This is a genomic window from Curtobacterium sp. A7_M15, from assembly GCF_030705415.1.
In the GTDB taxonomy this organism is placed as follows: domain Bacteria; phylum Actinomycetota; class Actinomycetes; order Actinomycetales; family Microbacteriaceae; genus Curtobacterium.
Genome location: NZ_JAUZED010000014.1, coordinates 1 through 9,554, shown reverse-complemented (window position 1 = coordinate 9,554; position 9,554 = coordinate 1). Strand labels below are relative to the sequence as shown.

Sequence of the window (9,554 nt, the reverse complement as noted above, 5' to 3'; positions counted from 1 at the left end):
CACCCGCGTTCCCCCCGGGGGCCCCCCCGCGCCCCGGGGGGGGGGGCCCCACCACGTCGAACGCCGCACCCGGCAGGCGCCGGCGCATGACGTCGACGGCGACCGGGTTGTCGTCCACGAGCACGAACCGCCGCCCGAGCGCCCGCGCCACCGCACCCGTCGTCCCGCTGCCGGCGAAGAAGTCGAGCACCCAGTCGCCCTCGCGCGAGGACGCCTGCACGATGCGGCGCAGCACCCCCTCGGGCTTCTGCGTCGGGTAGCCGGTCTTCTCCTTGCCGGTCGGGGACACGATCGTGTGCCACCAGACGTCCGTCGGGAGCTTTCCGCGCGCACGCTTCTCGGGCGTGACGAGCCCCGGTGCCATGTACGGCTCACGGTCGACCGCCTCGGAGTCGAACCAGTACGCCGACGGATCCTTCACGTAGACGAGGATCGTGTCGTGCTTGGTCGGCCAGCGCGATCGAGACTTCGCACCGAAGTCGTACGCCCAGACGATCTCGTTGAGGAAGGACTCCCGGCCGAACAGCGCGTCGAGCAAGACCTTGGCGTAGTGCGACTCGCGGTAGTCGAGGTGGAGGTAGAGGGTGCCGTCCTCGGCGAGGAGCCGCCAGGCCTCGAGCAGTCGCGGTTCGAGGAAGGACCAGTAGTCCTCGAACCGGTCGTCGAAGCGCATGAGGTCACCGCGGACCCGCTCGTACGTGCTCCCCCGGAAGCCCGTCACGCGCTCGCGCCGACGATCGGCGGCACGCGCTCCGGCCGGGGTGTCCGCGACCTCGTCGTCGGCAGTCGGTTCGCGGACCGCGGCGCTCGCGTGCCGGCGCTGGTACCGGCCGGTGTTGAAGGGCGGGTCGAGGTACACGAGCGTGAAGGAGCCGTCCGTCAGGGTCGGGAGGACGTCGAGGTTGTCGCCCAGGACCACCCGGTCCGGGCCCCGATCGTCGCCGTTGTGCACTCGACCATTCTGGTCCACACCCGCCCGTGCTCAGCGGCTGCCCAGGCCGCGGCGGCCCGGAGGCGTAGCGTCTCGGACATGGCGACACCCGAGGTCCGGAACGACACCGACAAGCAGCAGTACTCCCTCGTCGAGGACGGCGAGGTGATCGGCTTCGCAGCGTACGAGGTCGACGGCGACGAGATCCGCTTCGTGCACACCGAGGTGGACCCCGCGCACCGCGGGGGCGGACACGCCTCGATCCTCGTCCAGAACGCGCTCGACGACGTCCGTTCGGGATCGTCGCGCCGCGTCGTGCCGCAGTGCAGCTACGTCGCGGCCTGGATCGAGCGGCACCCGGACTACCAGGAGCTCACGACCCGCTGACGCGGTCGGTCAGTACGACCGGTCGTGCGTGCCGACCTGCACCGCGTGCCGACCGGCGCTGCGCACCGGCGGCACCTTGATGAGGACACTCCCGCTGAGCAGGTCGTGGTCGTCGTCCGCCGGCGTCGGTGCTTCCCTCGGGAGGCGCGACTGCCGTTCGTACTCCGCTTGCGTCTCGTGACGGGTCGGCGCGAACACCTCGTCCATCATCGAGATCACGCCGCCGGATCCGCCGCTGCGTGTGGCCTTGTTCGACAGGTCGATCCACCCCACGCGATCGGCGATCCACATCACGACGGCCGCCGCGGCCACCGCCCCCAGGAGGATCAACCAGTTCACGCACACGACGCTACGTGGACGTCGGGACGAGGACATCCGCCGCGCGGAGGATTCTCACGATCCACATGGCTCGTTCTTCAGGACGACACCCACACTGGTCCTGCGGCCGCCCGGAACCCCCCTCTCCGGGCGGCCGACCACCTTCCGCGATCGCGTGCCAGGATGGCGACGTGCTCGACGACGCCGACCGGGACCTCATGCGGGCGTTCGCCCGCTACATCGAGAAGGCGAACGAACTCGTCGCCGCCGAGCAGCGGGCGGTGACCACACCGATCGGTGAGCGGATCGGCGCGCACCTCGGCGTCGACCCGCAGACCGTCCCGGTGATCACCGAGGAGTTCCCCGACCACCGCCTCGTCGACGCCGACATCGCCCTCGAGGAGCTCGCCGGGACCGACCCCGACGCCCTCGTCGGCATCGCGGGCGACGACAGCCGGTTCCACAGCTCGGTCAGCGAGTTCATCGCGAACCCCCACATGCGGTGGGCGCCCGGCCCCGTGAGCTACGCCACCCGGGCCACCGGTGCCGACACCACCCGTCGGGTCGTGTCGTTCGGCCTCCGGTTCCTCACCTTCGACGGCGCTCCGGTCGCGGTCGTCCAGCGGTCCGCCAACCCGGAGTACGGGCGAGGCCGCGCGAGCCTCGAGATCCTCTCCCCCGACCAGGACGCCGCGACCGCGTTCCTCGCCCGGCTCCGGGAGCTGATGATCGAGCGGAGCGTGCTGCGCGGGCAGGTCCTCTCGTTCGTGCAGTCCGAGTACGGCTCCGACGCGGGGGCCACGTTCCTCCGCCGGCCCGAGGTCGACACCGACGACGTCGTGCTCGGCGAGGGCGTGCTCGACGAGGTGGTCGACCACGTCGTGGGGATCGGCGAGCAGCGTGCGGCGCTCCTCGCGGCCGGACAGCACCTCAAGCGCGGCGTGCTCCTGTACGGCCCGCCCGGCACCGGCAAGACACTCACGATCCGGCACCTCCTCACCCGGACGACCGGGGTCACAGCGATCCTGCTCACCGGATCGAGCATCGCGGCCATCGGCTCCGCGGCCGAGATCGCCCGGACGTTCCAGCCGTCACTCGTCGTGATGGAGGACATCGACCTCGTCGCGATGGAGCGCCACAGCTCCCCGCAGCCACTGTTGTTCGAGGTCCTCGACGCCCTCGACGGGCTCGACGGCGACGCGGACGTCGCGTTCGTGATGACCACGAACCGGGTGTCGGTGCTCGAACGCGCCCTCGCGGACCGTCCGGGCCGGGTCGACCTCGCCGTGGAGATCCCGCTCCCCGCCCTGCCCGAGCGCGTCCGCCTCTTCCGTCGGTACGCCGGCACGCTGCCCTTCTCCGAGGCTGCCCTCACCGAGGCTGCCGAGCGCGCCGAGGGCACCACGGGCTCCTTCGCCAAGGAGCTGATGCGACGGAGCGTCCTCGGAGCGGCCCTGCGCGGTGCCGAGCCCGCTGACGAGGACCTGCGTGCGGCGCTCGACTCGCTGCTCACCGAGCGGAGCGCCCTCACCCGGAAACTGCTCGGCACCCGCTCCGACGACAACGCCGGAGAGCCCGATGACGACGAGGACGAGGACGAGGACGAGGTCTCCTTCAGCGGCTCGTACGTGGCGCCCCTGAACCGGGTCGTCCTCCGCCCGAGTGAGTCGACGGGCGGCCTCGACCTCGTCCTCCGCGCCCCTGCCGACGAGGACGACGAGGACGATCAGTCCGGCGCGTAGTTCCGCACGTCCGGTGTCTGTCGAGACAGAACGTTTACACGTATGATCATCTGTAAACATTTCGTTCCGGGAGTGAGATCGTATGGGTACGTCGGTGTTGCGTCCGACAGATCGACGCGGCCTCTCGCGGAGTGCGCTGTACCGGGCGAAGCAACGAGGACACCTTGATCGTCTTGCTCGTGGCCTCTACCGCCCCTCGGATGCGCCTGCTGCGGACTGGGACTGGCTGGAAGCGGCTGCGCGGCGACCAGAAGCAACGATCTGCCTCACATCAGCGCTCGCTCACCACGACCTGATCGACACGATCCCGGCCACACTCGACGTTGCCCTTCCCCGGGGCACCCGCCTACCGATGACCACCGCTGCGATCACCTGGCATTCGTTCGACCGTGCGACCTTCGATGTCGGGCGGGAACAGACGCAGGTGCCGGGGACAGACGAGACCATCGGGATCTACTCACCGGAGCGATGCATCGCCGACGCGTTCCGACTCCGCGGGGAGCTCGGCTACGAACTTCCCCGAGATGCGTTGCGCGAGTGGCTGCGGCGAGGTGGGAAGCCCGCGCGACTGATGCAACTCGCGGTGCAGCTCCCCCGGACGAAGAAGCCTCTCCTGCAGGCGTTGGAACTCCTCGCGTGAGCGTCACCGGAGACGAGGTGTTCGGCCGACTGCAAGCTGCGGCACGGAGCAGCGCGGGTGGTGCGCCCTCGACGCAGGAGTTCCTTGTCCGCCACGCCCTCGAATCGTTCCTCTACCGGCTGACCCGCACACCGCACGGTGACGACTTCGTCCTGAAGGGCGGGATCCTGTTGGCTGCGTACGGGGTGCGCCGACCGACGAAGGACGTCGATGCGAACGCCACGGGTGCGGATGTAACCGCTGAGCACATCGAACGTATCGTCCGCGACGTCGCAGCGGTGGTGACCGACGACGGTGTCGTGTTCGACGTCGAGACGATCGCTGTCCAGGAGATCCGTGATCAGGCGGAGTACCCGGGACTCCGGATGCGGGTCACGGCGCACATCGGCAGGTGGAACGGCAGGGTCGCTTGGGACGTCTCCACCGGTGATCCGATCGTTCCCGCGCCGAAGCGGGTCTCCGTCGACCGGGTACTCGGCCCACCCATCGCGATCCTCGGGTACGCGCCGGAGACGACCCTTGCGGAGAAGGGGGTGACGATCCTCGAACGAGGCATCACCAGCACCCGGTGGCGCGACTACGTCGACATCGTGCAGCTCGCGGGTCACGGTCTCGACGAACAGGAGCTCCTCCGCTCCGCACGAGCAGTCGCCCGCTATCGACGTGTGCGGTTGGAACCCGTTGCTCCGTTCCTGGTCGGGTACGCCGCGGTGTCGCAGCCGAAGTGGGCGGCATGGCGACGGAAGGAACGTCTCGAAGCGATGAGCGAGGCGAACCTCGACGACCAAGTCGCCCTGGTGGCGGGGATCCTCGACCCGGTCTTCAGCCGCGGGCCGGAAGAAGACACAGCGGACGCGGCACCGTAGACCCGCATCCGTCAGGGCACGCGCTCGAGCCACTCCCGCGTCGCGAACTTGGACGCCACGAGCTCCTGTGCCCGCCGCCGCTCGTCCGCCGTCACGTGCCCCTCGTGCGCCCCGTACAGCTTCGTGAAGGTCGCGATGAGCCGGTCGATGATCTCGGCACGGGTGAGCCCGGTCTGCGAGCGCAGCGGGTCGACGCGCTTCGCGGCCGAGGTGGTGCCCTTGTCGCTCATCTTCTCGCGCCCGATGCGCAGCACCTGCACCATCTTCTCGCCGTCCATGTCGTAACTCATGGTGGCGTGGTGGAGCAGCGACCCGGTGCCGAGCCGCTTCTGTGCGGCACCGCCGATCTTGCCCTTGGTCGACGAGATGTCGTTGAGGGGCTGGTAGTAGGCCTCGATGCCGAGGGACTTCAGCGCCTCGATGACCCACTCGTCGAGGTACGCGTACGAGTCGGCGAAGGTCATGCCCTGCACGAGGTCGGTCGGCACGTACAGCGAGTACGAGATGATCGCGCCGGCGTCCATGAACATCGCGCCGCCGCCGGAGATCCGTCGAACGACCTCGACGCCGTACTTCGCAGCGCCCTCGGGGTCGACCTCGTTCTTGAGGGACTGGAACGACCCGATGACGACGGCCGGCTGGTCCCACTCCCAGATGCGGAGCGTCGGGCCACGGCGGCCGGCACCGACCTCTTCCGTGAGGACCTGGTCGAGCGCGAGGTGCTCGTTCGGACTGATCGGTCCCTCGTGGATGATCTCCCAGTCGTACTCCTGCCACGTCGACGCGCGGGACAGCGCCCGACGGACCGCGACCCCGACGGACTCGGGCGTGAAGCCGAGCAGCACGGCGTCCTCCGGCAGGGCGGCGCGGACGGCGGCCGCGATGCCCGCGGCGTCGGTCGTCGACGGCAGGCCGTTCACGGCGTCGTCGATGAGCGGCAGGGCGTCGTCCGGTTCGAGGAAGAAGTCCCCGGCGAGCCGGAACCGGTCGATCACCCCGTCGACGACCTCGAGGTCGACGACGACCAGCTTGCCTCCCGGGACCTTGTACTCACCGTGCACACGACGAGCCTACGCCGCGTCGGACGGGAGGCGCGGGTCGGCGCCGCCCCGCGCCTCCTGGCCGTCAGCCGGTACCGTCTCAGGACGTGGGCGCCGTCACCCGGTCCAGCCACGTGACCAGGTCGGCGACGACCTCGTCGCGGTTCGTCTCGTTGTAGACCTCGTGCCGCGCCCCGTCGTACACGCGCACGGTGACGTCGGTGAGGCCGCCGCGCCGCCGGTACGCCTGCGCGAGCCGTTCGACCGAGCGCGGGCCGCCGAGCGGGTCCTCGGAGCCGACCTGCAGCAACATCGGCAGGTCGTGCGCGATGCCCCGTCGGGGGACCCCGAGCAGCCGGAGCGCGTCCCGCAGTCCGAAGAGCCCGATGACGTCCGCCTCGACCGCGAGCGGGTCGGCCGCGACGGCGTCGATGATCGCCCGGTCGCGGGTGAGCCACTCGAACTTGGTCGGGCCCGAGCCCGCGTGCCGGGCGTTCAGGTCGCCACTGTTCATCCACCCGGGGAGCCGGTACGCACTCGCGGAGAGGACGACCCCGTCGTACGACCCGGACGACGTGTTCACGATCCGTTGGGCCATGAGCGAACCCCACGAGTGCCCGAGCAGCACAAGGGGCACACCGGGTGTGTCCTCGCGGGCGACGGCGCTCATCTGCTCGACGGCCGCGATCGCTGCCCGCAGGCCGCCGGGTCCGAGTCGTCCGAGCTTCGCGTGGTCGCCGTCCCACTGCGCCAGGCCGGTGCGACCGTGCCCACGGTGGTCGTTCGCGTGCACCGTGTACCCGGCGCGGACGAGGTCCTGCGCGAGGGGTTCGTACCGGAGTCCGTGCTCGCCGACGCCGTGCGCGATCTGCACGATGCCCTTCGGCTTCGCCGCCCGCCAGGTGGAGTAGACGATCTCGACGCCGTGCGCGTCGGTGAACGAGGAGTCTCCTCGGGCTGCGGAGAAGGTGGGCACGTGAGCATCCTCGCAGACGCCCTGGCTTGTTCACCATGCGTTCACGCACGCGGTCCGACCCCGGCCTAGCGTCGCGCCCATGGATGTCCTCGTCACCGTCGTGCTGGTGATCGTGGTGGCCCTCGTGTTCGACTTCACGAACGGGTTCCACGACACCGCGAACGCCATGGCCACCTCGGTCGCCACCGGAGCCCTGGAGCCCCGGACCGCCGTGCTCATCTCCGCCGTCCTCAACGTGGTCGGCGCGTTCCTGTCCACCGAGGTCGCGAAGACCGTCTCGCAGGGCATCATCCGCGAGGGTCAGGACGGCATCCACGTCTCCCCGACGATGATCTTCGCCGGGCTCGTCGGGGCAGTCCTCTGGAACCTCGCGACCTGGTACTTCGGCCTCCCGTCGTCGTCCACGCACGCGCTGTTCGGCGGGCTCATCGGCGCGGCGATCATCGGCGCGGGCCTGCAGTCGGTCGACTGGGCGACGGTCGTCTCGAAGGTCGTCCTGCCGGCCCTGCTCTCCCCGGTGATCGCCGGGATCATCGCCCTGGTGGCGACCTACATGGCGTACACGTTGACCCGGAACGCGACGACGCACGGTGCGGCGACCGGGTTCCGGCACGGTCAGACGATCTCGGCGTCCCTCGTCTCGCTCGCGCACGGCACCAACGACGCGCAGAAGACGATGGGCGTCATCACGCTCACCCTCATCGCCGCGGACTACCAGGACGCCGGCACCGGACCGGCGCTCTGGGTGATCCTGGCGTGCGGCCTGGCGATCGGCCTCGGCACCTACACGGGCGGGTGGCGGATCATGCAGACCGTCGGCAAGAAGATCTCCGACGTGCAGTCCCCGCAGGGCTTCGCGGCGGAGACGAGCTCGGCCGCGACGATCCTCGTGTCCTCGCACCTCGGCTTCGCGCTCTCGACCACCCACGTCACGAGCGGCTCGGTGATCGGCTCCGGGCTCGGCAAGAAGCTCGCCGACGTGCACTGGTCGGTCGTCGGTCGCATCGTCGTCGCGTGGGTGGTCACGCTGCCGGCCGCCGCGGTGGTCGGAGCCCTCGCCACCTGGGTCGCGTCGACCTCGACGATCGGACTCGTCCTCGTCGCGGTGCTCGCCGCGGCCGCGGGACTCGGGTTCTTCGTGCTCTCGCGCCGGAAGCCCGTCAGCTCGGACGACGTCCGCGAGCAGGAGCCGGTCCGCACGCCGGCCTCCGTCTGAGCGGGGTCCGACGTGGACATCGACTTCGCCAGCATCGGCACCGTCGCGGGGGTCGGCTTCGTCGCCGCCGTCGGCGTGGTGCTCGTCTACACGCTCGGACTGCGGTTGCTCGGCCTCGGCCAGCCCGTCGACGCCGGCGGTGAGCACACGCAGTACGCGGAGGAGTCCCCGCGTTCCGGCCGCACACCCCCGCTCGCCCTCGCGGGCGCCGGACTCTGCTTCGCCGTCTGCATCGCCGCCGTGCTCTTCGGCGTCTGGATGACGATCCCCCAGTTCCACTGACGACGTTTCCTTCCCATGCCGCCCCGATGGGAAGCGGGAACGGGCGTACCTGGTCGGAACTTCCGGCCAGGTACGCCCGTTCTCACCAGGTACGCCGCCCGGCCGACCGCGGCCGACCGCGACCACCCCCGGCCGACGCCCCGACCCGCCTGCGAAGATCGAGCGGTGACCCACCACCACCTCGACGCCACCGTCGACACCGCGATCGACGTCCTCACCGCCGAGCGCCGCCCGGTCCTGACCGTCGAACCGGGCGACACCGTGACCGTCCGGACGCTGAGCGCCGCTGGCTACACCGAACGGCAACCGGGTCCGGGCCGCAAGGCACCGACCCTCATCGACCCGCGCCGCGGCCACTGCCTGGTGGGCCCGATCGCGGTCGCGGGGGCGCAGCCGGGCGCGGTCCTGGCCGTGCGGTTCGACACGCTCGTGCCCGACGACTGGGGCTACACCGGCTCCGGCGGCGTCGACACCCCGGTCAACCGGGCACTCGGCCTGACCGACCCGGCGTCACGCGGACCGCTGCTCTGGGACATCGACCCGGCGGCCGGCACGGCGGTGAACCAGCTCGGGCTCGGTGTGCGGACCGCACCGTTCCTCGGCGTCGTCGGCCTCCCGCCCGAGTCCGCCGGCGAACACTCGACGATCCCGCCCCGCGAGGCCGGCGGCGGCAACGTCGACTGCCGAGAACTCGTCGCCGGTTCCACCCTCTCCCTGCCCGTGACCGTGCCGGACGCCCTGCTCTTCGTCGGCGACGGCCACGCCGCCCAGGGAGACGGCGAGGTCTCCGGTACCGCGGTCGAGTGCGGCATGACGACCACGATGACGCTCTCGCTGCTCGATGCGGCCCCCGTCGCCGGGGTGCACGCGGACACGCCTGCCGGCCGGATCACCTTCGGCTTCGACCAGGACCTCAACACCGCGACGGCCATCGCGCTCGACCGGATGGTCGACTGGATCGCCAGCCTCCACGGCATCGGCCGCGCCGAGGCGCTCGCCATGGCGAGCGTGGCGGTCAGCATGCGGGTGACGCAGGTCGCGAACCGGACGTGGGGTGTACACGCGCTGCTCCCGCACGACGCGATCCTCCAGGCGGACGCACTCCGCTGACGGACGGGAGGCGCGGCGTGCGTGAGCAGATCTGCTCACGCACGCC

11 protein-coding genes are annotated in these 9,554 nt (G+C 70.7%); 7 read left to right on the top strand and 4 right to left on the bottom strand.

The window, feature by feature from the left end:
* Nucleotides 1–952 (bottom strand): site-specific DNA-methyltransferase (locus Q7F20_RS04545; protein ID WP_305738921.1); only part of this gene is annotated, 952 nt, incomplete at its 3' end.
* 78 nt (nt 953–1,030) lie between these two features.
* On the opposite strand from Q7F20_RS04545, the gene Q7F20_RS04540 reads away from it, so the two are divergent.
* Nucleotides 1,031–1,318, top strand: coding sequence for a GNAT family N-acetyltransferase (locus Q7F20_RS04540; RefSeq protein WP_305738920.1), 288 nt, complete (start codon nt 1,031–1,033; stop codon nt 1,316–1,318).
* A gap of 9 nt (nt 1,319–1,327) precedes the next feature.
* Here the strand turns inward: Q7F20_RS04540 and Q7F20_RS04535 are convergent, their stop codons facing one another.
* Complete coding sequence (locus Q7F20_RS04535) at nt 1,328–1,657, bottom strand: hypothetical protein (protein WP_305738919.1); 330 nt, start codon at nt 1,655–1,657, stop codon at nt 1,328–1,330.
* 170 nt (nt 1,658–1,827) lie between these two features.
* Here Q7F20_RS04535 and Q7F20_RS04530 point away from each other — a divergent pair, with 170 nt between their 5' ends.
* The 3 genes from Q7F20_RS04530 to Q7F20_RS04520 all read left to right on the top strand — a co-directional run bounded on the left by Q7F20_RS04530 (nt 1,828) and on the right by Q7F20_RS04520 (nt 4,884).
* Nucleotides 1,828–3,378, top strand: coding sequence for an ATP-binding protein (locus tag Q7F20_RS04530; RefSeq protein WP_305738918.1), 1,551 nt, complete (start codon nt 1,828–1,830; stop codon nt 3,376–3,378).
* A gap of 94 nt (nt 3,379–3,472) precedes the next feature.
* The gene (locus Q7F20_RS04525) at nt 3,473–4,018 is read left to right on the top strand and encodes a type IV toxin-antitoxin system AbiEi family antitoxin domain-containing protein (protein ID WP_305738917.1); all 546 of its coding nucleotides are present in this window, start codon (nt 3,473–3,475) and stop codon (nt 4,016–4,018) included.
* On the top strand, nt 4,015–4,884 hold the full coding sequence (locus Q7F20_RS04520) for a nucleotidyl transferase AbiEii/AbiGii toxin family protein (RefSeq protein WP_305738916.1): 870 nt from the start codon (nt 4,015–4,017) through the stop codon (nt 4,882–4,884). Before Q7F20_RS04525 ends, Q7F20_RS04520 begins: the two co-directional genes overlap by 4 nt.
* An 11-nt stretch (nt 4,885–4,895) precedes the next feature.
* On the opposite strand, the gene Q7F20_RS04515 is transcribed toward Q7F20_RS04520, so the two are convergent.
* A complete protein-coding gene (locus Q7F20_RS04515; RefSeq protein ID WP_305738915.1) occupies nt 4,896–5,945 on the bottom strand; it encodes a biotin/lipoate A/B protein ligase family protein in 1,050 nt (349 codons plus the stop codon).
* A gap of 79 nt (nt 5,946–6,024) precedes the next feature.
* Nucleotides 6,025–6,900: an alpha/beta fold hydrolase gene (locus Q7F20_RS04510; protein ID WP_305738914.1), complete on the bottom strand. Its 876-nt coding sequence runs from the start codon at nt 6,898–6,900 to the stop codon at nt 6,025–6,027.
* A gap of 79 nt (nt 6,901–6,979) precedes the next feature.
* Here Q7F20_RS04510 and Q7F20_RS04505 point away from each other — a divergent pair, with 79 nt between their 5' ends.
* The 3 genes from Q7F20_RS04505 (at nt 6,980) to Q7F20_RS04495 (ending at nt 9,508) form a co-directional block, all read left to right on the top strand.
* Nucleotides 6,980–8,116, top strand: a complete 1,137-nt coding sequence (locus tag Q7F20_RS04505; protein ID WP_305738913.1) for an inorganic phosphate transporter — start codon at nt 6,980–6,982, stop codon at nt 8,114–8,116.
* A 12-nt stretch (nt 8,117–8,128) separates the two neighbouring features.
* A complete protein-coding gene (locus Q7F20_RS04500; protein ID WP_305738912.1) occupies nt 8,129–8,398 on the top strand; it encodes a hypothetical protein in 270 nt (89 codons plus the stop codon).
* A 165-nt stretch (nt 8,399–8,563) separates the two neighbouring features.
* Nucleotides 8,564–9,508: an acetamidase/formamidase family protein gene (locus Q7F20_RS04495; RefSeq protein ID WP_305738911.1), complete on the top strand. Its 945-nt coding sequence runs from the start codon at nt 8,564–8,566 to the stop codon at nt 9,506–9,508.
* Nucleotides 9,509–9,554: the final 46 nt, after the last annotated feature.

Excerpts from the sequence above, each read along its gene's own strand:
- Q7F20_RS04505 (WP_305738913.1), top strand. The coding sequence starts at position 6,980 with ATGGATGTCCTCGTCACCGTCGTGCTGGTGATCGTGGTGGCCCTCGTG.
- Q7F20_RS04540 (WP_305738920.1), top strand. The coding sequence starts at position 1,031 with ATGGCGACACCCGAGGTCCGGAACGACACCGACAAGCAGCAGTACTCC.